Origin of the sequence: Novosphingopyxis sp. YJ-S2-01 (assembly GCF_016093175.1) — a bacterium.
In the GTDB taxonomy this organism is placed as follows: domain Bacteria; phylum Pseudomonadota; class Alphaproteobacteria; order Sphingomonadales; family Sphingomonadaceae; genus Novosphingopyxis; species Novosphingopyxis iocasae.
Map to the genome: position 1 here is coordinate 554,029 of NZ_JAEDAI010000001.1, position 22,559 is coordinate 576,587.

17 protein-coding genes and 1 tRNA gene are annotated in these 22,559 nt (G+C 64.7%); 9 read left to right on the top strand and 9 right to left on the bottom strand.

What is annotated here, in order from left to right:
• Positions 1-44: 44 nt before the first annotated feature.
• From adh to I6A82_RS02635, 7 genes are all read right to left on the bottom strand, one after another.
• A complete protein-coding gene (gene adh, locus I6A82_RS02605; protein ID WP_198093610.1) occupies positions 45-1,565 on the bottom strand; it encodes an aldehyde dehydrogenase in 1,521 nt (506 codons plus the stop codon).
• 139 nt (positions 1,566-1,704) lie between these two features.
• A complete protein-coding gene (locus tag I6A82_RS02610) occupies positions 1,705-2,670 on the bottom strand; it encodes a GAF domain-containing protein (protein WP_232343229.1) in 966 nt (321 codons plus the stop codon).
• 37 nt (positions 2,671-2,707) lie between these two features.
• Positions 2,708-4,174 carry an efflux transporter outer membrane subunit gene (locus I6A82_RS02615; protein ID WP_198093611.1) on the bottom strand — a complete coding sequence of 489 codons (1,467 nt, stop codon included), beginning with the start codon at positions 4,172-4,174 and terminating at the stop codon, positions 2,708-2,710.
• Between the two features lie 8 nt (positions 4,175-4,182).
• Entirely contained in the window at positions 4,183-5,139 is a 957-nt protein-coding gene (locus I6A82_RS02620) for an efflux RND transporter periplasmic adaptor subunit (RefSeq protein ID WP_198093612.1), read from the bottom strand.
• A 12-nt stretch (positions 5,140-5,151) separates the two neighbouring features.
• Positions 5,152-5,370, bottom strand: a complete 219-nt coding sequence (locus tag I6A82_RS02625) for a DUF1656 domain-containing protein (protein WP_198093613.1) — start codon at positions 5,368-5,370, stop codon at positions 5,152-5,154.
• Complete coding sequence (locus I6A82_RS02630; RefSeq protein WP_198093614.1) at positions 5,367-7,433, bottom strand: FUSC family protein; 2,067 nt, start codon at positions 7,431-7,433, stop codon at positions 5,367-5,369. Before I6A82_RS02630 ends, I6A82_RS02625 begins: the two co-directional genes overlap by 4 nt.
• A 134-nt stretch (positions 7,434-7,567) precedes the next feature.
• Positions 7,568-8,209, bottom strand: a complete 642-nt coding sequence (locus I6A82_RS02635) for a TetR/AcrR family transcriptional regulator (RefSeq protein ID WP_198093615.1) — start codon at positions 8,207-8,209, stop codon at positions 7,568-7,570.
• 62 nt (positions 8,210-8,271) lie between these two features.
• On the opposite strand from I6A82_RS02635, the gene I6A82_RS02640 reads away from it, so the two are divergent.
• Genes I6A82_RS02640 through leuD form a run of 4 tightly spaced genes read left to right on the top strand, consistent with a single transcriptional unit; the run spans position 8,272 to position 13,971 of the window.
• Entirely contained in the window at positions 8,272-10,875 is a 2,604-nt protein-coding gene (locus tag I6A82_RS02640) for an alpha/beta fold hydrolase (RefSeq protein WP_198093616.1), read from the top strand.
• Positions 10,876-10,886: 11 nt separating this feature from the next.
• Positions 10,887-11,960: an isocitrate/isopropylmalate family dehydrogenase gene (locus I6A82_RS02645; RefSeq protein WP_198093617.1), complete on the top strand. Its 1,074-nt coding sequence runs from the start codon at positions 10,887-10,889 to the stop codon at positions 11,958-11,960.
• Positions 11,957-13,357: a 3-isopropylmalate dehydratase large subunit gene (gene leuC / locus I6A82_RS02650; RefSeq protein WP_232343233.1), complete on the top strand. Its 1,401-nt coding sequence runs from the start codon at positions 11,957-11,959 to the stop codon at positions 13,355-13,357. The genes I6A82_RS02645 and leuC overlap by 4 nt, the downstream gene beginning before the upstream one ends.
• Complete coding sequence (leuD, locus tag I6A82_RS02655) at positions 13,354-13,971, top strand: 3-isopropylmalate dehydratase small subunit (protein WP_198093618.1); 618 nt, start codon at positions 13,354-13,356, stop codon at positions 13,969-13,971. Before leuC ends, leuD begins: the two co-directional genes overlap by 4 nt.
• Positions 13,972-14,044: 73 nt before the next feature.
• Here leuD and I6A82_RS02660 read toward each other — a convergent pair whose 3' ends face one another.
• On the bottom strand, positions 14,045-15,175 hold the full coding sequence (locus tag I6A82_RS02660; RefSeq protein WP_198093619.1) for a PepSY-associated TM helix domain-containing protein: 1,131 nt from the start codon (positions 15,173-15,175) through the stop codon (positions 14,045-14,047).
• 182 nt (positions 15,176-15,357) lie between these two features.
• On the opposite strand from I6A82_RS02660, the gene I6A82_RS02665 reads away from it, so the two are divergent.
• The 4 genes from I6A82_RS02665 to I6A82_RS02680 are packed head-to-tail and all read left to right on the top strand — an operon-like array spanning position 15,358 to position 21,063.
• Complete coding sequence (locus I6A82_RS02665; protein WP_198093620.1) at positions 15,358-17,529, top strand: TonB-dependent siderophore receptor; 2,172 nt, start codon at positions 15,358-15,360, stop codon at positions 17,527-17,529.
• Between the two features lie 8 nt (positions 17,530-17,537).
• A complete protein-coding gene (locus I6A82_RS02670; RefSeq protein ID WP_198095462.1) occupies positions 17,538-18,272 on the top strand; it encodes an ABC transporter ATP-binding protein in 735 nt (244 codons plus the stop codon).
• On the top strand, positions 18,269-19,687 hold the full coding sequence (locus I6A82_RS02675) for an ABC transporter permease (RefSeq protein ID WP_198093621.1): 1,419 nt from the start codon (positions 18,269-18,271) through the stop codon (positions 19,685-19,687). The genes I6A82_RS02670 and I6A82_RS02675 overlap by 4 nt, the downstream gene beginning before the upstream one ends.
• Positions 19,684-21,063: an ABC transporter permease gene (locus I6A82_RS02680; RefSeq protein ID WP_442945048.1), complete on the top strand. Its 1,380-nt coding sequence runs from the start codon at positions 19,684-19,686 to the stop codon at positions 21,061-21,063. Before I6A82_RS02675 ends, I6A82_RS02680 begins: the two co-directional genes overlap by 4 nt.
• Positions 21,064-21,368: 305 nt before the next feature.
• Here I6A82_RS02680 and I6A82_RS02685 read toward each other — a convergent pair.
• A tRNA-Ser gene (locus I6A82_RS02685) sits at positions 21,369-21,459 on the bottom strand.
• A 78-nt stretch (positions 21,460-21,537) separates the two neighbouring features.
• Between I6A82_RS02685 and I6A82_RS02690 the strand changes: the two genes are divergently transcribed.
• On the top strand, positions 21,538-22,530 hold the full coding sequence (locus I6A82_RS02690) for a peptidylprolyl isomerase (protein WP_198093622.1): 993 nt from the start codon (positions 21,538-21,540) through the stop codon (positions 22,528-22,530).
• Positions 22,531-22,559: the final 29 nt, after the last annotated feature.

Sequence of the window (22,559 nt, forward strand, 5' to 3'; positions counted from 1 at the left end):
TGAACCCGGCGACGTCAGATGCGATCGCCGGGCGGTGCAGCGCCTCAGAAGAAGCCGAGCTTTTTCGGGCTGTAGCTGACCAGCATGTTCTTGGTCTGCTGGTAGTGGTCGAGCATCATGCGATGGTTTTCGCGCCCGATGCCGGACTGCTTGTAGCCGCCGAAGGCTGCATGGGCGGGATAGGCATGGTAGCAATTGGTCCACACGCGGCCCGCCTGGATCGCGCGGCCGAAGCGATAGCAGGTGTTGGCATCGCGGCTCCACACGCCGGCCCCCAGGCCATAGAGCGTGTCGTTGGCGATGCTCAGCGCCTCGTCCCGATCCTTGAAGGTGGTGACGGAGAGGACGGGACCGAAGATCTCCTCCTGGAAAATCCGCATCCGGTTGTGGCCGCGGAACACGGTGGGTTTCACATAGTATCCGCCCGCGATGTCGCCCTCGAACCGCGCCGCCTCGCCGCCGGTCAGCAGCTCGGCGCCTTCCTGCTTGCCGATGTCGATATAGGAGAGGATCTTCTCCTGCTGTTCGGACGAGGCCTGCGCGCCGATCATCGTCTCCATATCGAGCGGGTTGCCCGCCTTGATCGCCTCGACGCGTTGGATCGCGCGTTCCATGAAGCGGTCGTAGATGTTCTCGTGCACCAGCGCGCGGCTGGGGCAGGTGCAGACCTCCCCCTGATTGAGCGCGAACATCACGAAGCCCTCGATTGCCTTGTCGAGATAATCGTCATCCTCCCGGCACACATCCTCGAAGAAGATGTTCGGGCTCTTGCCGCCCAACTCCAGCGTTACCGGGATCAGGTTTTCGGTGGCATATTGCATGATGAGGCGGCCGGTCGTCGTCTCGCCGGTGAAGGCGATCTTGGCGATCCGGCTGCTGCTGGCGAGCGGCTTGCCCGCCTCCACGCCGAAGCCGTTGACCACATTGACCACGCCTGCGGGCAACAGATCGCCGATCAGCTCCATCAGCACCATGATCGAGGCCGGGGTCTGTTCTGCCGGTTTCAGCACCACGCAGTTGCCCGCCGCCAGCGCAGGGGCAAGCTTCCACACCGCCATCAGGATGGGGAAGTTCCACGGGATGATCTGGCCGACCACGCCGAGCGGCTCGTGGAAATGATAGGCGACCGTGTCGTGGTCGATTTCCGAAATGCTGCCTTCTTGGGCGCGGATGCATCCGGCGAAATAGCGGAAATGGTCGATCGCGAGCGGGATGTCGGCGGCCATCGTCTCGCGCAGCGGCTTGCCATTGTCCCAGGTCTCCGCGATGGCAAGCTTCTGGAGGTTCTCCTCCATCCGGTCCGCGATCCGGTTCAGGATCAGCGCTCGCTCGCCCACGCTCATGCGGCCCCAGGCGTCCTTCGCTGCGTGGGCGGCGTCCAGCGCGGCTTCCACATCCTCCGCCTGGCTGCGCGCGATCCGGCCGACGGGTTTGCCGGTGACCGACGAGATATTGTCGAAATAGCGCCCGTCTTTCGGCGCGGTCCATTTGCCGCCGATGAAGTTATCGTAGCGTTCCGCGAACGGCGCCGTCATCGCAGCGGCGGGGTTGGTCTGCATGTCCATCACGTCATCCTCTCATGTTCGCCGGGCCCTCCCGGTCATGAGCATGATGGTTCCGCGAAATGGGGTGCTTGGCCAGAGCGCCGGGCCGACGCATGCCCACATCTGTCTCGCTATCGAGACAGATCAGGCCGTCGACCCGTCAGCCGCGCGAAAGGCCGGCCTTTTCCATGCGCCGATAGAGCGTGGCACGACCGATACCGAGCGCTTTGGCGGCGCGGGTGGCGTTGCCGTCGGCCGCCGCCAAAGCGCGCCGCAGCACCGCCCTGTCCGAGTCGCGGAAGCTGTCCACCGGGGCGCCGCCCAGAATATCGGACGCGCTGCGGCAGGCGGTCAGGCAGTCGTCGGACAGGCTGAAACGGCGACGCGCGGCGTGCGTGGCACCGATCACCAAGTCGTCGCGGTCCACCGCCAACAGGGCCGCATCGCCGCCGGGCAGGTTCGCATCGATGATCCGGTGGCCCGCGAAATAGCGGCGGAAGACTCCGCTTTCGATCCGGCGCGCCGCATCCTGCACGATCTTTTGAATCAGCGCCGCCGTGGCCAGGCTGTGGTCGTCCCGGCAACTCGAAATATCGAGCGCGCCCACCAGCCGCCCGCCTGCGTCGCGAACGGGCGCGTCCATGCAGCTGATACCGATATTGCGGCAGGCGAAATGCTGATCGCGGTGGATGGTCACCGGGCGGCCTTCCACCAGGCAGGTGCCGATCCCGTTCGTCCCTTCGCGGCTCTCGCTCCAGATGCCGCCGGGGGTGAGGCCCACCTGATCGAACATATCGCGGTCCCCCTCCTGACTCCGCGCCTCCAGGATCACGCCGTCATTGTCGGACAGCATCACGGCGCATCCGGTGGCCGCCACGGTCTGGAAAAGCTGGTCGAGCAGCGGCCGGGCCACTTCCAGCATGAGTTCATGGCGCCGCTGCCGCTGCGTCAGATCGCTTTGGGAAACGAGTTCCGGCTTTTGCGCGGCGCCGGCGTCGAGGCCGTGTTTGAGCCCGGACCGGCACCAGCTGGCCGCAACCAACGACTGCGCGGCGCGCGTCGTTGAGCTTAAGACCCTCTCCACATAGTCCCGATGTCGCTCGGCCATGAAGAGGTCGTAGCGCAATTTCACCCGTTTGGCGACGGGCCTGATATTGGTGCGATTACGGCTCGCGGATCACCGGTGTCAGGGGTTTGCGGATGATCGCGGGCGCATCGCGCCATCCGCCGCCCAGCGCCTCGAACACGCGCACCTGATCGGTGGCGACCTGCGCGCGCGCGCTGGCGAGTTCGGTCTTGGACTGGATCAGCGTGCGCTCGGCATCCAGCACATCGAGGAAACCCGCAACGCCTCCCTTGTAGAGCCGCCGGACATCGCGCGCAGCCAGCGCGGCATCCTCCTCCGCCAGCCTAAGATCTTCCGCCCGGTCCAGATCCTGCGCCAGGCGGGCTATGCTGGTTTCCGTCTCGCGCAGCGCGGTCAGCACGGTACCGTCGAAATCGGCAAGCCGCGCTTCTGCCTGCGAATTTGCCGCGGCAAGCTGCGCGCGCGCGACGCTGCGATTGGGGAAAGTCCAGGTGAGCAGCGGGCCGATGCTCCAGCGAAAGCCGCGATCGCGCACGATATCCTCGATCTTGGTCGCGGTGGTGCCGATCGATGCGCCAAGGCTGATCGAGGGATAGAGATCGGCCGCCTGAACGCCGATCTGCGCGATAGACTGGGCCAGCCGCCGCTCTGCCTCCCGCACGTCCGGGCGGCGGCGCAGCAGCGCGCGTCCGTCCCCGGTGGGGATCGGATCGGCGAGGATTGGCGGCTCGGTACAGGCCGCCGCCGCGCTCGGCTCGTTCTGCGGCAGATCGCCCGTCAGCGTTGCGAGCCGCAGCAGAGCGCTGCGCCGATCGGTAAGCAGGGGCGGCAGCGACGCCTCCGTCTGGCGCAGCAGCGTGCGCGCGCGCACCACATCGTTGCGGCCCGTAATCCCCGCAGCGAAGCGCCGCTGCGTCACGTCCAGATTCTGCTGCGCCCGGCCGATCGCCTCCTTCTGCACCGCGATGCGGAGGTTGGCCGAGCAGCTGTCGACATAAGCGAGCGTCGTCTGCGCAGCGACATTGACGCGGGCAAGATCGAGCGCCGCCAGCGCTGCCCCCGCATTGGCATCCTGCGCCTCCACCCCGCGCTTCAGCCGCCCGAACAGGTCGAAATCGTAGGAGATCATCTCGCCTGCTTTATAAACCGGCCCCGGATCGAGCGCTTGCGGAGCGCCCACCGCATCGGCGGACTGCTGGCCATAGGTCGGGTTGACGCTGAGCGATGTCTCCGGAAGCCGCCGCGCATCCGCCGCCCCCAGCAGTGCCAGCGCACGGGCCAGGTTCGCCGCCGCCGAACGCAGATCGGTGTTGTGGACCAGTGCTTTTTCGACAAGCGCATCCAGCGCCGGATCGCGATAGAGCTGCCACCAATGGTCGGGCAGCGGCTGCTGGGTGAAGGCCGGTCCGTTGTCGGACAGCTCGGGTGCCGGAGCCTCGCCGGTCAGCACCGGCGGCGTGCGATAGTCCGGCCCCGCCGTCTTGCACGCGGCCAGCGAGAGCAGCGCCGAAGCGGCCACCATCGCGGAGAGAATCTTCTTCATCGCCGCGCTCAGTCAGCCAATGGCGGCTGGCCTTGGCGCAGCGTCGTTTTGGGGCGGGCGGGCGTCACGGGACGGCCCACCGTGCGGCGCGGCGCGGCGGTCGGCACGATGGTGACCGAAGCCGTGCGCCCCGCGATCAGGCGCATATCGCGCGGGATCTTGTCGATCACGATGCGCACCGGGACGCGCTGGGCCAGGCGAATCCAGCTGAAGGTGGGCTGGATATTCGGCAGTTCGTTGTTCGAAGGCTGGCTCTCGCGGTCGTCGATCCCGCCGCTGATGCTGTCGACATGGCCCAGGATCGCGCGATCGTCATTGCCCAGCAGCGTGACGCGCGCCTTGTCCCCGATCCGGAACTCATCGAGCTTCGTTTCCTCGAAATAGCCCACCACATAGTAGCTGTCGGTATCCACCAGAGCGAACACCGGTTTGCCGGTCTGCACATAATCCCCCGGCCTGAGGCCGAGATTGGTGACGAGCCCGTTGACCCGCGCACGCACGGTCGCGCGGTCCAGATCCAGCGCGGCCATCTCCCGGTCGGCGATCTTCTGCCGCAGGTCCGCGCGCGCCAGTTGCACCGCAGTCGCGCGCTGATCGCGCACTTCGGCGGACACCAGATCGCCGAGCGACTGATAACGCGCCGAATCGCGCCGCGCATTGGCAAGCGAGGCGCGCGCATTCTCGATTCCCGCGTCCACCTGCGCCAGTTTGGTCTTGAAGCGGGCGCGGTCGATTACGAACAGCGGGTCCCCGGCTTTCACCGGCTGGTTGTCGCGCACCAGCACGTCCGTCACGATGCCAGACACATCGGCGCTCACCTCCACCACATCGACGCGCACCTTGCCATCGCGCGTCCAGGGATCGGTCTCGTAATAGCGCCAGATCCAGACGACCGCCGCGATGGCGAGCGCCACCATCAGCAGAGTCAGCAAAATGCGGCCGATATGGGGAACCAGGCGGGTCATCCGAACCGCGCCTTAGCCCGAAGCAACGGGGTTAGGAAATAGCGCAACGATGGCGCCCGTCAGGATCAGGAAAAGCGCCAGTTCGAAGAGCGGGCGGTTCCAGATGAAGCGGTAAAGCCGCAGCCGTGCGAGCAGCCAGGAAAGAAAGCCCGCAAGCAGCAATCCGCCCAGAACCGCCGGAACGATGGTGGAAATGCTGACCGTATCGCCGATGAGCCATTGGGTCGTCATGCGCCGCCCTCTTCGGCGAAGGGTGTAACGCTGGGCGCCAGCGCGATGCTGAGCCCCACCAGCGCGCGCAGCCTCTCGGGCTCCTTCGTGCCGTGCGAGTGCACCACGTCGCGAACCAGCTGCCGGGACAGCTCCAGCGGTTCGCGAGCCAGCCGGTCGCCAATCCTGAGGTGGCGGAATTCCTCGGCGATACTTTGACGCAGCCGCCCGAAACGGTCCGCGAAATCGGGCGCGAACGCCTGCTCCTGATCGCGCAGCGTCAGAAGGTTCAGCCCCACGCGCAGATCGTCGATCGCATCGACATGCTTCAGCGGCTCGCCGTCTTCCAGCATGTCGATCTCCGGCAGCGCCAGCGCCAGGCGATCGATCGTTAGCAGCAGGAAGCGGTTGCGGTCCGGCACGCGGCGCGCGACGGCGAGATCGGCGATGTCGGTCCAGATCGCCCGGACCTGCCGCCGCGCCAGGAAGCGCGACCGGTTGTAGCTGAGGAGATGCAGCGAGGCGGCGGCGAAGGATACGCCCGCCCCGGCCGCGCCCAGACTGAGCAGCGAGCGCTCGAAATCCGCCGAATAGGCGTTCTGCAGGCCGAGAAAGGCGAACCCCAGCACGCAGATGAGCAGGCCCGCAATCGTCATCGAATAGACCATGCCGAGCGGGAAGAGGGCGAGCGCCAGCACCGCCATCAGCGGCACGAAACTGCTCACCGTGGGAAGCACAGCGAAATTATAGGCGAAGACGAGCGCAAATGCGCAGGAAAACCACATTACGAGGCCGATGATCGAGCGCATCTGCTGCGGTTTGCCCAGAATGAACACGCAGGACAGGAAGGCGAACAGCAGCGCGCCGCCCCCGCTCGCAAAGGCCGTCCAGTACCAGAGGCCCGCGACCCCGAACAAGGCGAGCGCCATCGGCGCGATGTCGCGCAGCGTGAGCAGATAATCATAGGCGCGCACGGGCCGGGCGGCCTTTGCATCCTCCAGCAAATGCCGGGGAAGCGCCTCGTCCTGCCGGATCACCGCGATGAGTTTTCGAAAATCGCCCCAATGCCGCACGAACTGGGCAAGGCGGTCGCAATAGCCGGTCTGGACCAGCCCGTTCCAGTCGGTGCGCTGCACGAAGCGCTCCGCCGTCCGATCGATCATGGCCAGGCAGTCCGCCTGCGTCCGCTCATCCTCCTCGTTCAACCAGCGCGCCACCGCGCCGATGGTGACCGCCAGCGCCGGATCGGGGCCCCCGCCCTCGCGCAATTCCACGGTCCAGTCCTCCAGCGAGGCCATGTCCGAGATCAGATACATGATCGTGCGGCGCAGAATGTTGACGTCGCGGCGGCGCGGCGGCCGGTCCACGATGTCATAGGGCAGCTGGATGGCGAGCTGATCGAGGTTCTGCACCGCACCCACGAGACCCCGCAGCCGCTCCCGCACGTGGACCCGCTCTTGCCCAGGGTCCGAACCGCCATCGACGCGGTTCAGAATGTCGGTCACCCAGCCCCGCGCCTTCTGGCGCCAGTCCTCCATATCGCTTTCGAACTGCGGCATGATGCGGGTGGGCGAAATCACGCTGTCGACTGCCGCAACGGCGAGCACGGCGAGCGTGATCTCCGCCACCCGCGCCGCGGTGAGATCGAAAATCTGGTTTGGCTGCATCAGATTGTTGAACGCGATGAAGCCGGCGGTCAGCCCGATGGTGAACCAGGTATAGGCGCGCGGCGTCCGGTCGATCATCCGGCCGTAGACGGAGGCCAGCACGATCATGATCGCGACGAATACCAGCATCGCTTCATGATCGGCGAATAGCGCCACCGCCGCCAGCACCGCGGCGCCGCCCAACACGGTGCCCACCACACGGTAGATCGCCTTGGTCCGGATCGCACCCGACTGCGGCTGCAGCATCACGATATAGACGGTGAGCGCGGACCAATAGGGATTGGCGAGGTTCTGGCTGAAGCCGATGAACAGCGCCAGCGTGGTCGCGATCAGCGCCTTGGCGGAGAAGATGGCATCGGATTTGGTCGGCCAGCGCAGCGCCTGCCATACTCCGGCGGGACTGAGCGGTGCTGCCACCTCGCTGTTCCTTCCGCTGCCCCATGCGCGCTTCAGGATCGAAGACCGCACCCACAAACTTGCCTATGCCGCTTCAGCGCGCGCCACAACCGAATTAGGATGGGGAGCGGAGTCCTTCGGGCTGCAGGAACAGCCTATCGGGCGTCTTCGGCTATCAGGAGCCGGCAAAACGGCATCGCGATTGCCACCAGATCAGTAATGGGTTCTTTGCATCCACGGGCGATCCAGCTTCTCGCAATCGCCAGAAGTCCGTGCATGGTGCCTGTTTCGCGAAGGGAGCGCGCCTCTGTATCGCGCCATTCGGGATCGAGGGTTTGCGCAAGCAATCGGGCGAATTTCGCGAGGCCCTGTTCGAATGCCATATCGACGGCGGCGCTGATTCCCGACATCTCCGTCACGAACACGCGAGCGGCTGCGGGTTTGTCGCGTAACAAAGCGTAATATGCGTTGAGCATGGCCTCCAGACGCGTTTCGGGTTCCGCTTCGTCCAGTTCGGACGCCGCGGCCTGCACGGTCTCCAGGGCGATCCGGGTGACGGCTTCATATGCGGCGATCAAAAGCGCCTCGCTGTTCGCGAAAGATTCGTAGAAATAACGCGGGGTCAGGCCGGCCGTCCGGCATACGTCCGCCACCGTCGTGTGGCGAAAACCCTGTTCGCCATAGGTATCGACGGCCGCCCTGATAAGCCGCTCCTGCCGCTCCGCCTGTCGTTCGCCCGACGACTGCCCGCCATAAGTCCGGCCTTGTCCGGTTCCGCTTGTCGTCGCTTTCGCCAAGTGATAACGTCCATTTCCAGATGGGAATCGATCTCGCCTCCTCTTGCCGATGGAACCCGAAAATGACCAGTGCTACCGAAACACGCCAAACCCCTTCTGCCTCCGTTAGCCTGGAGCGGTTCGATGTCCTGATCGTTGGCGCGGGTCTTTCCGGTATCGATGCTGGCTACCGCGTATCCACCGAATGCCCGAACAAGAGCTATGCGATCCTTGAGGCGCGCGATGCGATCGGCGGGACGTGGGACCTGTTCCGTTATCCGGGCATCCGATCGGATTCGGACATGTACACGCTGGGTTTCCCCTTCCACCCCTGGCCGAGCGATCAGGCCATCGCCGATGGCGAGGCGATCCGCGATTACATTGTCGACACTGCCCAGAAATTCGGGATCGACCGGCATATTCGCTTCGGTTGCAAGGTGGTGGCGGCGCGCTGGTCCACCCAAGATGCCGAGTGGACGCTGGAGATCGAGGAGAATGGCGAGAAGCGCCATGTCGCCTGCTCGTTCCTCTACATGGGCAGCGGCTATTATGATTATGCGGGCGGCCATACGCCGCATTTCGAAGGCGCGGAGACTTTCCGGGGGCAGATCGTCCACCCGCAGCAATGGCCGGACAATCTGGATTTTGCGGGCAAGCGCGTGATCGTGATCGGCAGCGGCGCGACGGCGGTGACGCTGGTGCCCGCGATGGCGCAGACCGCAGAAAAGGTCACCATGCTGCAGCGCTCGCCGACCTATATCGTCGCGCGCCCATCGGAAGATGCCGTCTCCCGCTGGACGCATGAACATCTGCCGAAACCGCTCGCCGACGGCATTACCAAGTGGAAGAGCGTCGGGCTCGGCATCGCGACCTATGGCTATGCCCGGCGCAAGCCCGCCAAGGTCAAGGCCGCTATCCTCGATGGCGTGCGTGCACAGCTTCCCGAAGGCTATCCCGTCGAACGCGATTTCGAGCCGTCCTACAATCCCTGGGACCAGCGCATCTGCCTAGTGCCCGATGCCGATCTGTTCGACACCATCCGCAGCGGCAATGCGGACGTCGTCACCGATACGATCGAGCGGTTCACGCCCGAGGGAATCGCCCTGTCTTCGGGCAAGGAGCTGCCCGCCGATATCATCGTCACTGCCACCGGGCTCACGCTCACCATGGTGGGCGGCGTCGACCTGTACGTGGACGGCGATCGCGTCGATCCCGCGGACCGGCTGGTCTATAAGGGCATGATGCTGGAAGGCGTGCCGAATATGGCACTCGCATTCGGATACACGAATGCCAGCTGGACGCTGAAATGCGACCTGTCAGCGCGCCATGCTTGCCGGTTGATCAATTATCTCGACGCGCACGACAAGGTGGCCTGCCTGCCGCGCCGCGCCCATTCGGGGATCGAGCCAGAGCCGATGCTTGATTTCAGTTCGGGCTATGTCCAGCGTGCGGCGAATGTGCTGCCGAAGCAGGGATCGGAAGCACCGTGGAAACTGCACCAGAATTATGCGCTCGATCTCGCATCGCACAAGCTGTCGCCCGTCGCCGACGGCACGATGCGTTTCATCGAAGCAGGGCAGGCGCTGGACGACGCGGTTGCGCCCAAGTCGAAGCGCAAGCCGATGGCTTTGGCCGCAGCCGTCGGGACCGCGGCGGTCGGCACCGCGCTGCTCACACGGAGTCAAAGCATGCATGACGAATCAACCGAGAATAGGGGAACGGCGTTGACCTCAGCGAAGCGGATCGGCGGCGGCGCTCTGCTGGCCGGGCTTGTGGGGGGTGCCGCTCTTGCCGGTTTTGCCGCCTTGGCCCGTTCGCGGGCGGAAGCGGCGGTGCCTGCCGATGGCCAGTTCGTCCGCGTAAACGGCAAGCGCGTGCATTACCGGGACGAAGGGTCCGGCCCTGTGGTCGTGATGATCCATGGCCTTGCCGGACAGATGCGTAATTTCTCCTACGCGTTGCTCGATAAATTGGCGAGCGACCACCGGGTGATCCTGATCGACCGGCCGGGGTCTGGCTATTCCGACCCGATCGACAGCGCCACGATCCGCAGCCAGGCGGCGCATATTGGCGATGCTCTGCAGGCGCTGGGTCTCGACCGGCCACTGGTGGTCGGCCACTCGCTGGGCGGCGCCGTCGCGCTCGCCCTCGCGCTCGATCGGCCGGACGCGGTCGGCGGCCTCGCTCTCGTATCGCCGCTCACCCACCCCTTGACCGATGTTTCGCCAGCGTTCGACGGGTTGGCCATTGCCTCGCCCGCAGCGCGCTTTGCCGTGGCCTGGACCCTGGCAGCCCCGATGATGATGATGCGCGGTGAGAAGGGGGCGCAGGCAGCGTTCGCCCCTGAACCGCTGCCCGGCGATTTCGCGACGCGGGGCGGCGGGGCCTTGCTGGCCCGCCCGGGTAATTTCCAGGCGGCGAGCGCCGACCTCAACGCCGCGCCGACAGATTTGCCCGGCATGGTATCCCGCTATCCCGCGCTCGCGATGCCGGTATCGGTCCTGTTCGGCCGCGACGATCCGGTGCTCGACCCGGAAGCGCAAGGGCAAGCCTTCGTGTCCGCCGTCCCCGGTGCCGATCTTACGGTGATCGATGGGGGGCATATGATACCGGTGACGCAGCCTGACACGGTCGCCGACTGGATTCGCAAACGCGTCGGTAATTCCGGCGCTGGTAAAGCCGAGTGACACCCTCCGGCATGACGCGCGATCGGATCTGCGTGATCCCGGGCGAAGATGCCGCTGCCGAAGCGGTTATGCACGTTCTTGGCCTGATGAAGGCACTCGATACCGGTCTCGACTGGCATGTGTGCGAAAACACGTCCGCAATCGGAGAGGACGGCCGGCCGCAGCTGGCTGCCGAAGCGAAAGCGGCGATCGACAGCAGCCGGGCAACGCTGTTCGGCGCCACCGGGGGGCCCAACGCTGCCGCGCTGTTCTATCTGCGCTGGGGCAAGCAGACCTTTGCCAATGTCCGCCCCACGCGGTGGAGCGCCGGCATGCCGAGCCCGCTGGCAAAGCCCGAAGGCATCGATCTCGCGATCGTGCGGGAGAATCTCGAGGACGCCTATGTCCTGATCGAAGGCGATCTCGCGCAGCTCGCCCCGCTGAAGCTCAGGAGCCGGACCGCCGGGATCGGCCCGGAAGCGATGGGCGAGGGGGCTTTCTCCGTAAAGGCGATCACGCGCGAAGGTTCGCTGCGCGTCGCCCGCTTCGCCTTCGAGCTTGCGCGCCAGCGCAAGGCCACAGGCGGCGCGGGGCGGGTGACGGCGAGTGCGAAATACAACATGCAGCCGCGCACCGATGGCCTGTTCATCGAATGCGCCAGAGAGGTCGCGAACGACTTTGCCGATATCGATTTCGACGTTCTGATCGTGGACGATTGCGCCCACCGGATCGTGCGCGATCCGCAGCGCTTCGACGTGCTGTTATTGCCCAATCTCTACGGCGACATCCTGTCCGACGCTGCGGCGGGACTGACCGGCGGCCTCGGCCTTGCGGCAAGCGGCTGTTACGGCGGGGATTACGCCTATTTCGAATCCGCGCACGGCACGGCTCCCGATATTGCGGGCAAAGGCATCGTGAACCCGGTCGCCACGCTGCTGTCCGCTGCGATGCTGCTCGACTATTGCGACCGTGCGCCGATCGCCTCCGCCCTGCGCGACGCGATCGACCGCCTGCACGCAGACGGCCGCGTCCTGACGCCCGATGTCGGCGGCATCGCCTCGACCGCGCAGGTCTGCGACGCCATATTGGAGCATATGCAGATATGACGATGGACCAGAGCCTGTTCGAAAAATTATGGGCGCTCCACCGGGTCGAAGAACTCGAAGGCGCACGCGATCTGATCGCGATCGACCTGCATCTTCTCCATGATCTCAGCGGCCCGGGCGCGCTCAATGCCTTGAAAAAGCGCGGCATGGTCGTCGCCGCGCCCGGACAGACCTTCGCCGTTCCCGATCATGGGGTGGGAACCATGCCCGGACGCGGGGACGACAGCAGCGAGGCGAGCCGCAAGACGCTGCAACCGCTGCGCCGCCTGTGCGCGGACATGGGCGTCACGCTGTTCGATCTCCACTCCGAAGAACAGGGCATCGTCCATGTGATCGGCCCGGAACAGGGGCTGACGCTGCCGGGCCTCTCGATCGTCTGCGGCGACAGCCACACCTGCACGCAAGGCGCGTTCGGCGCGCTGGCCTGGGGGATCGGATCGACCGAGATCCTGCAAGTGCTCGCCACGCAGATGCTGATCGTCGAAAAACCGAAATCGATGCGTGTGACGATCGAGGGCACGCTGGCCGACGATGTCGATGCGAAGGATCTGATCCTCACGATCATCGGCCGCTGGAGCGCGGAAGGCGGGGCGGGGCATGTGATCGAGTTCGCCGGGTCGGCGGTGCGGGCGCTCGGCATGGAGGCTCGGATGACGCTGTGCAATCTGGCGGTCGAATTCGGCGCTCGCTTCGGGTTGATCGCGCCCGACGAGACCACTTTCGATTATCTGCGCGGCCGCCCGTTCGCGCCGCAAGGCGATGCATGGGATACCGCGCTTTCGCACTGGCGCACGCTGCCTTCGGATCCCGACGCTCGCTTCGATGCGGAACTGCATCTCGATGCAAACGAGGTCGTGCCGCACATCACCTGGGGCGTATCGCTCGATCAGGTTGCGCCCGTCACCGGAGCAATTCCCGAGGAGCCAAGCGATGCAGCGGGCGCCAAGGCCCACCGCCAGGCGCTGGACTATATGGAACTGGAAGCAGGCAGCAAAATCGCATCGACCCCCATCGACCGCGTCTTCATCGGTTCCTGCGCGAATGGAAGGCTGTCCGATCTCGAGCGGGCAGCGCAGGTCGTCGCCGGGCGGCGTGTCGCAGACGGGGTCGAGGCGTGGGTCGTGCCGGGATCGCGGTCCGTAAGTCGCGCTGCTCAGGAGCGCGGCCTCGATGCCGTATTTCGCGAGGCGGGCTTCGAGTGGCGCGAGCCGGGCTGTTCGATGTGCCTCGCGATGAACGGCGATCAGGTCGCCAGAGGAGAGCGCTGCGTCTCCACCTCGAACCGCAATTTCGTCGGGCGGCAGGGGCCGGGCGCCCGCACGCATGTAACCGGCCCTGCCGTCGCGGCGGCCAGCGCGATATTGGGGCGCATCGGCACACCGGGAGAGCTGGCATGAACGAAGCATACCCACCGGTTCTGGATTCGCTGGCGGTGGTTCTCCGGCTCGAGAATGTCGACACCGACGTCATCACGCCGATCGGCCGCGTGCTGGAAGGGCCGCAGGCGATCGTCGACTATGCGTTCGAACCGCTGCGTTTCGCCGATGACGGTACCAAGCGCGCCGACGATCCCTTCGCCGACCCCGATCGGCAGAATGCGCAGATCCTGGTCGCCGGGCGCAATTTCGGCTGTGGCAGCAGCCGCGAAACGGCGGCGCAGGCGATCAGGGGCATGGGCTTTCGCTGCGTCATCGCACCCAGCTTCGGCGATATCTTCTATTCGAACTGCCTGAAGAACGGCGTGCTCGCCGTCGCACTCGGCAGCCGGGAGGTCGAGCAGATCATGGCCTCGGCGGATGCCCTTTCGCGGATCATTGTCAGGCTGCCCGAACAGCGAATTGAGCTGGACGGGCAAGTCGCCCAGTTCGAAATCGACCCCCTGTCGAAGCGCATGCTCCTGGGCGGGATCGACGAGATCGGCCTACTGCAAGGTTACGCGGAAGCGAAGGCGAACTTTGATCGCGCGGATGCGGCGACCCGGCCGTGGGTCCGCGCCCGCCGGCGCGCATGATGGCGATGTTCGGGCGAACGCTTGCTGCCAGCGCCGGTAAAGCGGTATCCGTCCCGCGTTTCCCCATGCTCGGCTAGCCGCCTTCCTGACCGCCCTCAGATCGCTGGCGACGTTTAAGATGAATTGGCCGCCGACGACGCAGCAGGAAACGCCAGGTGCCGGTGACTACCAGAAATATGGTGCCGACTCCCGTCAGTAACACCAGCAGACGACCAAAAAGGCCCAGGACTTCGCCTGCGTGGAGAGGGTGCAGCCAGTTCAGAACCTTGTCGCCCGAACTTTCGCTCAGCCCATCACGGATGGCGAGGATCTGGCCGGAATAAGGATCGAGCCAGACGGTGGTGCGTGGAAACCGCCTGCTCGGTTCGCCCGGGCGCGCAAGGCTGATGCGAACCGGCGCGGTGGCATCGGCCGATGTCTCGATCCAGGCAAGCTTCCCGTCGGGAAAGCGTGCCTTGGCCTTCATCACGAGAGGGTCCAGAGGCAGGGCCGCTCTGCCTCTGGGTTCCAGATGAATTGCTGGCGACGCGAAGAGCGGTGAGGCGCGTTCCAGCAAGGGACGCGCATATTGCGGCAACTCCAGCATCACGCCCGTCGGCAAGACAACGAACAACAGAATCAGGATACTGATCGCAGTCAGCTTGTGCAGATCGTACAGGCGGCGGACCGGCGCAGCGCTTCGTTTGAAGCGAAAGGCGTTGCGGATATGGCCGCGCCGCGGCCACCAGGCGACAAGACCGCTGACGAGCAGCACCAACATCGCGGTGCCGGCGATGCCCATGATGATGGTGCCGGTTGTTCCGGCCAGCAATTGCCAGTGAAGTTTGTACAGCCAGGTCGCGGGATACTGGCCCCAGAACCCGCTGCGGATGGTCGAGCTATCGCGCGGGTCCAGCCACAGCATCAACGGCGCGAACAGCTCGCCGCGCGTTTCCACAGGGTCATGATAGCGCACCGGGATAGGGCCGCCCTGTTCCCGAACTTCGATCCGCCAAGCGCCGGTTCGTTCCGGATGGTTGCGCTGCAAGGCCGTGTACACGCTTTGCCAGGACGCGGGCCGCGCGTCGGACGGAACGTCCCGCAGCCCCGGCACTAGGGCCTCATCAATCTCGATATAGAAGACCAGCGCCGCGCCGGTCAGGGCGGACAGGAACACCAGTCCACCCAGGAACAAGCCCAGATAGAGATGGATACGTCGCATCATCACACGCCAATGACGTGGCGCTGCAGAAGCCTGATGCGATTCAGTCGTCACGGCAGCCCATGAAGCAAGCCAGCATCAATTTGTGATGATATATCATTGACTGGCGAGTCTCAGCAATTAAGGGCTCGGGGAACACGAGACATTATCTCATCGCCCGCTCCCACTGCCTTCGAGTTAGCTGAATGACCACCCGTTTCTTCGCCACCTCCGCCCTTTGCTCGCTAGGACTGTTCTTCGCGCCGACGCCGGCGGCCGCCCAGCAGGACGGAAATGAACGCGCTGCCGAATCCAATGACATTGCGGAAGAGGACGGCGCCCAGATCGTCGTCAACGGCGTGCGCCAGGCCTATCGCGGCAATTTCGCGTTGCGGGAAATTCCCCAGTCCATCGACGTCATCGATACCGAGACGCTGGTGGAGAACAATATCGTCCGTCTCAACGATGCGCTGGACCTGAATGCGTCGGTTGCGCGCCAGAATACCCTCGGCGGCCTGTGGGATTCCTTCGCCATCCGGGGCTTTGCCGGCGATGAGAACATCCCGACGGGGTATCTCGTCAACGGCTTCAACGGCGGCCGCGGCTTTGGCGGTGAACGCGATACGGCGGGGATCGAGCGGATCGAGGTGCTGAAAGGCCCCGCCGCCGCCCTTCTCGGGCGCGGCGAGCCGGGCGGCACGGTTAATCTGGTCACCAAGCAGGCGCGGATCGGCGACACATTCGGTACGTTCGGCGTGCAGTTCGGCAGTTTCGACCGGTTGCGGTCCGAAGCAGATCTGAACCTGGCCGTGACGCCGGGACTGAGCGTACGCCTGATCGGCTATATCGAAGGCGGCGACACCTTCCGGGACACGGTGGAGGAATATCGTTGGGGTTTCCTGCCGTCGGTCGGTCTTGCGATCGGGCCTGACACCCGGATCACCTATGATCTCGAAAAGACCCGCGTCGAAGTGCCGTTCGACCGGGGGATCGTGGTGCTGAACGGCGATTTCGAAACCGTTCCGCGCAACCGTTATCTGGGCGAACCGGGCGATGAGGACCATATCGCGCGCGCCGAAGGGCACTCGCTGCGGATCCAGCATGATTTCAATGGGTCGTGGAGCCTGCTGCTCGGCGGCAGCATCCGCGATACGCTGCTGACCGGTTTGTCTTCCGATCCGGACCTTAGCGGATCGCGTCAGAAACTGTTTCGCGATGGACGCTCGCTCGCCCGCGAACGACGCTCACGCCTGTACGATTCCGAACAGAAGGTTATTCGCGGTGAATTGAGCGGCCAGTTCGAGACCGGTCCCGTCAGCCACCGCATCCTGATCGGTGCGGATCACGACGTGTTCGACAATTATCAGCAATTCGGCCGCCGCCGTCCCCCTGCATTGTCGACCAATCCAAGCGACGCGGCATCCTACGTCATCGACATCTTCGATCCGGTCTATGGCCGCTTCGTCCCGCCGACGCCCCTGCCCAACAATGATCGTCTGGATCGCCAGACATCGACCGGCGTCTTCGTTCAGGATCAGATCGAACTGACCGATCGTCTGCAGATAAGGCTGGGCGCGCGCTATGACGACTTCACGCTGCGGACCGAAAACTACATCACCGGCATCAACAGCGAGCGCAAGGACAACCGCGTCAGCCCGCAATTCGGCGTGGTTTATGAGGTGGCGGATCCGGTTACGCTCTATGCCGCCTATAGCGAGGGGTTTCGCGCCAATATCGGCACCGACGTGACGGGGCGCATCTTCGATCCCGAATCCAGCCGTTCGATCGAGGCTGGCGCCAAGCTGGTGCTGCTGAACGGCGCGTTGACCGGCACGTTCACCGTCTACCAGCTCGACAAGGACAATGTCCTTGCCAGCGATATCAACAATCCTGGATTCTCGGTCGCGATCGGCGAAGCGCGCAGCCGCGGCGTGGAGCTGGATATGAACGGGCGTCTGCCGGGCGGCGTCGATCTGCTGCTGAGCTATGCTTATGTCGATGCCGAATCCCGTTCCAGCGTGCTCGACCCGAATTTCTCCTTCGTAATCGCGCCGGGCGACCCGCTGATCAACATCCCCGATCACAGCTTCAACGCGCAAGTCTCCAAGACCTTCCAGCTTGGCACGCGCGAGGCAAAACTTGGCGGCGGCGTGCAATATGTCAGCGATCGTCTGGGCGCGACGGGCACCGACTTCTACCTGCCGGCGCACACGCTGGTCCGCCTGTTCGGCGAGATCGAACTACTGGAAGACGTGACCTTGTTCGGGACGGTCGCAAACCTTTTCGACGAAAATTGGTACGCCAACAGCTATTCCCAGCTTTGGGTTCAGCCCGGCGCGCCGCGCACCGCAACCATCGGCTTCAGGGCGAATTTCTGATGAGCAACATGACTCAAACCCATCCGGCGATCGCGATCACCGGGCTGCATCACAGCTATGGCGCGAATGCGGTGCTCCACGGGCTGGACCTGACGGTGGGCCGCGGGGAAATCTACGCGCTGCTGGGCGGCAACGGCGCGGGCAAATCGACGACCCTTTCCGCGCTGCTGGGCTTCCTCACGCCCAAAGCGGGCACGGTGCGCGTATGCGGCATCGACCCGGTGGCCGATCCGCGCGCCGCGCGCGGAGCCATGGCTTATGTGCCGGAAAATGTGGCGCTCTACGATCACCTCACCGCGCGGGAGAATATCGGCTATTTCCTGGCCCTTGCCAAAGCCGACCGGGACCCCGCAGCGATCGATGACGCGCTGACATCCGTCGGCCTTGCCCCGGCGGCGTGGGACAAGCGGCTGTCCGGCTTCTCCAAGGGAATGCGCCAGAAAGTCGCGATCGCGCTGGCCTTGGCGCGCGATGTCCCCGTGCTGTTGCTGGACGAGCCGACTTCGGGCCTCGATCCGCGCGCGGTGCTGGAATTCAACCAGCTGCTCGATGCCGCACGCGAACGCGAGGTTGCCGTGCTGATGGTCACGCACGACATCGTCAGTGCCGTCGACATCGCGGACCGGATCGGTTTTCTGGGCAAGGGCCGTATCGAGGAAGAGCGCGAGGCCAGCACAAGCGGTGCGCGCTTCGATCTCAACGCTTTGCACGACCATTATACGCAGGCGGGAGCTACAGCATGAACACCGCGATGCTGATCGCGCGTGAAGAGTGGCGTGTGCTGGCGCGCAACCGCGCCGGCCTGATCGCCAGCGCGCTTCTCGTCCTCCTTATCCTTGTTTCCAGCTTCACCAGTCTCGAACGGCGCAGCGCGATCGAAGCGGATCGCGAACGCTATCAGGCGAGCGTCGATACGGACTTCGATGCCCAGCCCAATCGCCACCCCCACCGCATGGTCCATTACGGCCAGTTCGTGTTCCGCCCGATCGCCCCGCTCGCCTTTTTCGATGCGGGCGTGGACAGTTTCACCGGCAACACGATCTTCCTCGAAGGACACCGCCAGAACAGTGCGAATTTCGCCGAGGCACGCCAATCCTCTCTACTGCTGCGCTTCGGCCAGCTGACCCCGGCCTTCGTGCTACAGACGCTGGCACCGCTGCTCCTCATCTTCCTCGCCTTTGCGAGCGTGGCGCGGGAGAAGGAACGCGCCACGCTCAAGCTCATGCTGGCGCAGGGCGTCAGCGGACGCAGCGTGATTGCCGGCAAACTGCTCGGCCACGGCGCCATAGCGCTGGCGGTGGGCCTGCCCGCCTTCGCCGTGCTCGTCGCCTTTGCCGCCAACGGCGCAGCGGACTGGGCCAGTGCGCTTCTGATGATCCTCGGCTATGGCGCGTGGCTGCTGCTGTGGGCGGCGCTCGGCGTCGTGGTTTCCGCTCTCGCCGCCCGGCCGCGCGATGCGCTCGCCATCCTCGTCGGCCTCTGGATGGTCACCGTCATCCTTCTGCCCCGCGCGCTGCCCGAAGCGGCCTCTGCGCAAAGCCAGCTTGCAACCAAGATCGAAACCGAAATCGCGCTTCACCGTGACCTTCTTAAGATCGGCGACAGCCATGATCCGGACGATCCCTATTTCAACGATTTCCGCGACCGCGTTCTCGCCCGCTATGGGGTGGCAACGGTCGAGGAACTGCCGGTGCAATATGCCGGGCTCGTCAGCATCGAAGGCGAGCGTCTGACCACACAGATCTATGCCGATGCGGCAGACCGCCAGATTGCCAGAGAGAACGACCAGAACGCATTCGTCCACGCCTTTTCGGCGCTCAGCCCCATGATCGCCATCCGCCAATTATCGATGGCGCTGGCGGGCAGCGACCCGGCCGCGCATTACGACTTTCTCAATCAGGCGGAGAGCTTCCGCTACGATTTCGTTCAGCAGCTGAACCGGATGCAGGCCGAACTGCTTCCGAGCATCGAGGGTGACGACCCGCGCATTTCCGCCGCAAATTGGCAGAAGGTGCCGCGCTTCTCTTATGAACCGGCCAACCCGCTTGGGCGGCCTGCTGACATTATCTGGCCGTTCGCAGTCCTGCTCGGCTGGATTGCCGCGCTGGCCGGGATTGCCGCCTTTGCTGCACAGCGCATCGGGAGGACCGCACGATGAGCGCTTCCATGTCGATCTGGACTGCCGAGCTGCGCCTGCTGCTGCGCTCCGGCCGAAACCTGCTGGCGCTGATCCTGCTGCTGCTTCTGTCCAGCGCAGCAGTCTGGGCCGGGATAGCAGAAATCCAGAACCAGCGCGCAACCATTGAGCGGGTGGCGGCCGAGCAGGCGCGCGATCTCGCCGCGGTCGAAAAGGCCAATGCCGGGCCGGAGGGCGAGGCCGGCTACAACGCCTATTACGCCTTCATGCTGACGCAGGACCCGCCGCCGCCGCTCTCCTTCGCGGCGATCGGCCAGCGCGATCTGCAGCCCTATGTGCTGCGCGTCCGTGCGCTCGGACTGCAGGCCCAGCTCTACGATTCGGAAACCTATAATCCCGAACTGGCGCTTCCCGGCGTGTTCGACTGGGCGTTTGTGTTGATCTATCTAATGCCCCTGGTGATCATCGCTCTTGGCCATGATCTGGTGACGGGCGAGCGGGAGACGGGGCGGCTGCGCTTGCTGCTGTCGTTACCGGGCGGCGGATTATGGCGCCGCCGCGTCGGTCTACGCTACGCTGCCGTGCTGATCGCGCTCGGCCTGCCGCTGGTGGTGGGCGGGTTCGTAATGGCGGCGCCCGGAACGGGCATCACCATCATGTTGCTGACTGCGGCGCTCTACGCGGCATTCTGGTTCGGCCTCAATATGCTGATCGGGGGGCGTCTGCGCACCTCCTCCACCGCAGCGGCGGTCATGATCGGCTGTTGGATCGTCCTCACCCTTATCCTGCCGACCCTGGCCAATGCGGCCATCGCGCGCGGCGTGCCGGTTGCCAAGGGGATCGACCTCACTTTGGCCCAGCGCGAAATCGTCCATAGCGGCTGGGACATTCCCAAGGAGCAGACCTTCGAGCGCTTCCTCGCGGGCCATCCCGAATGGCGCGGGAAGGAAGAGTTTGAGGGGCGTTTCCACTGGAAATGGTATTATGCCATGCATCAGGTCGGGGACGAGGCGGTGGCAGAAGATGTCGCAGCTTATCGCGCCAGCCTGGCCAAGCGGGAGGAGATGACGCGCGCGCTCGGTTTCGTCCTGCCCGGCGTCGGCACCATGAACGTGCTGCACCGGCTCGCCGACACCGACATCGCAGGACAGCTCGCCTATCAGGACAGCATCGCCGCCTTCCACCAGCGATTGCGCCAATTCTATTACCCCTATCTGTTCAACGACCGCCCCTTCACCCGCGCCGATTTCTCGCAAATCCCACGCTACGCCCCGCGCGATCACGCCGGAACGCTGGAAGCCTCGGCATTGCTGGCGCTCGCTATCATCGCTTTGCTGGCGCTGGGAATCGGCATGGTCCAACTGAACCGCGTCAGCGGGCGATCACGAACTGGATGAGGGCCGCATGTCAGTGCATCGCCTCTCCGCGCCCACAGACAAGGGTTCCAGCACCCCGCTCTGACGCACGCTTACTTCGGAACTACCGCGATGGAGCACGCGCTCGCCGGCAATATCAAGATCAGCCCCTGCTCAGCGTTCGAGGATGAACCGGTACCGGCCTGCCGCGTCGGTATGATGCATGCGGGCCGCAGCCATCCCCACCCTCATGATTGCCATCAATTGAAGCAGAAGCGAAAGGGAGCAAACCAGACCGAAAACCGCGCGGGCTTGCGGAGGAATACGGATCAGGCTGGAAAAGCAGCTGGCGGAGCGGGAGGGATTCGAACCCTCGATACGGTTTTGCCGTATACTCACTTTCCAGGCGAGCGCCTTCGACCACTCGGCCACCGCTCCGCATATCGCTGGAAGGCGCTGCCTCTAATCGTTCGCACACGCTTTCGCAAGACGCGGCTTTGTGCCACCTTCATTCGCATGATCTTGCCAGCTCGCCGCTTCCGCCCCGTCCTTGCCGCCGCCCTGCTGGGTGCGGCGTTTTTCGCGCCTGCCGCCGTCGCACAGGAGGAAGCGAAGACCTATCCCTCGCCCGGCGAGATCGTGGCCGAGGCGGCGCCGTCCGAATGGGTGACGATTGCGCCCGAGGACATGCTGGTGATGGAGCTGGGGCCCGGCGCGAAAGGCGAACCGCGCCGCGTCGTTATCCAGCTGATGCCGCCGCCGTTTGCCCAAGGCTGGATCGGCAATATCCGCAAGCTGGCGGAGGCGCATTGGTGGAACGGCACCAGCGTGAACCGCGTGCAGGACAATTATGTCGTGCAATGGGGCGATGCGACCGAGAAGAAGCCGCTGCCGGATGGGTTGGAGACCGTGCCGGAGAGTGCGTATACCGTGGTTTGGGAAGACTTGTCGCCACCCCTAACGAATAACATCAGTAAGGCGAAAGCTTCTCTTTATCCCTGGCACGCTAAAGATCCTTGGCGTGATGCTTACTCAGGCGGTGCGGATTTCGTATATGGTTGGCCGATAGCGGGGAACGCTGAGAGGGCCTGGCCCATCCACTGCTACGGCATGGTCGGCGTCGGTCGGAACCTTTCGCCGGACACCGGCACCGGCGCGGAACTCTACACCGTGATTGGACAGGCGCCGCGGCATCTGGACAGGAACATTGCGCTGGTCGGGCGGGTGATCGAGGGCATGGAAAATCTTTCCAGCCTGCCGCGCGGCACCGGCGATCTGGGTTTTTACGAGAACCCGGAAGAGCGCACGCCGATCGTTTCGGTCCGGCTGGCCTCCGAGCTGCCGGAAGCAGAGCGGCCTAACTTCCAGTATCTTTCCACTGAAAGCGCCACCTTTGCGCGCTATGCTGAGGCGCGCGCGAACCGGCGCGATCCGTTCTTCAACGTGCCCGCAGGGGGCGCGGATATCTGCAACATCCCGGTGCCGATCCGCAAAACGCCTGCGCAATGAAAATTTCCGCAGGCTGAAACAAAGTAACA

Excerpts from the sequence above, each read along its gene's own strand:
- adh (WP_198093610.1), bottom strand. The coding sequence starts at position 1,565 with ATGGACATGCAGACCAACCCCGCCGCTGCGATGACGGCGCCGTTCGCG.
- I6A82_RS02615 (WP_198093611.1), bottom strand. The coding sequence starts at position 4,174 with ATGAAGAAGATTCTCTCCGCGATGGTGGCCGCTTCGGCGCTGCTCTCG.
- I6A82_RS02620 (WP_198093612.1), bottom strand. The coding sequence starts at position 5,139 with ATGACCCGCCTGGTTCCCCATATCGGCCGCATTTTGCTGACTCTGCTG.
- I6A82_RS02625 (WP_198093613.1), bottom strand. The coding sequence starts at position 5,370 with ATGACGACCCAATGGCTCATCGGCGATACGGTCAGCATTTCCACCATC.
- I6A82_RS02640 (WP_198093616.1), top strand. The coding sequence starts at position 8,272 with ATGACCAGTGCTACCGAAACACGCCAAACCCCTTCTGCCTCCGTTAGC.
- I6A82_RS02645 (WP_198093617.1), top strand. The coding sequence starts at position 10,887 with ATGACGCGCGATCGGATCTGCGTGATCCCGGGCGAAGATGCCGCTGCC.
- leuC (WP_232343233.1), top strand. The coding sequence starts at position 11,957 with ATGACGATGGACCAGAGCCTGTTCGAAAAATTATGGGCGCTCCACCGG.
- leuD (WP_198093618.1), top strand. The coding sequence starts at position 13,354 with ATGAACGAAGCATACCCACCGGTTCTGGATTCGCTGGCGGTGGTTCTC.
- I6A82_RS02660 (WP_198093619.1), bottom strand. The coding sequence starts at position 15,175 with ATGATGCGACGTATCCATCTCTATCTGGGCTTGTTCCTGGGTGGACTG.
- I6A82_RS02665 (WP_198093620.1), top strand. The coding sequence starts at position 15,358 with ATGACCACCCGTTTCTTCGCCACCTCCGCCCTTTGCTCGCTAGGACTG.
- I6A82_RS02670 (WP_198095462.1), top strand. The coding sequence starts at position 17,538 with ATGACTCAAACCCATCCGGCGATCGCGATCACCGGGCTGCATCACAGC.
- I6A82_RS02675 (WP_198093621.1), top strand. The coding sequence starts at position 18,269 with ATGAACACCGCGATGCTGATCGCGCGTGAAGAGTGGCGTGTGCTGGCG.
- I6A82_RS02680 (WP_442945048.1), top strand. The coding sequence starts at position 19,684 with ATGAGCGCTTCCATGTCGATCTGGACTGCCGAGCTGCGCCTGCTGCTG.
- I6A82_RS02690 (WP_198093622.1), top strand. The coding sequence starts at position 21,538 with ATGATCTTGCCAGCTCGCCGCTTCCGCCCCGTCCTTGCCGCCGCCCTG.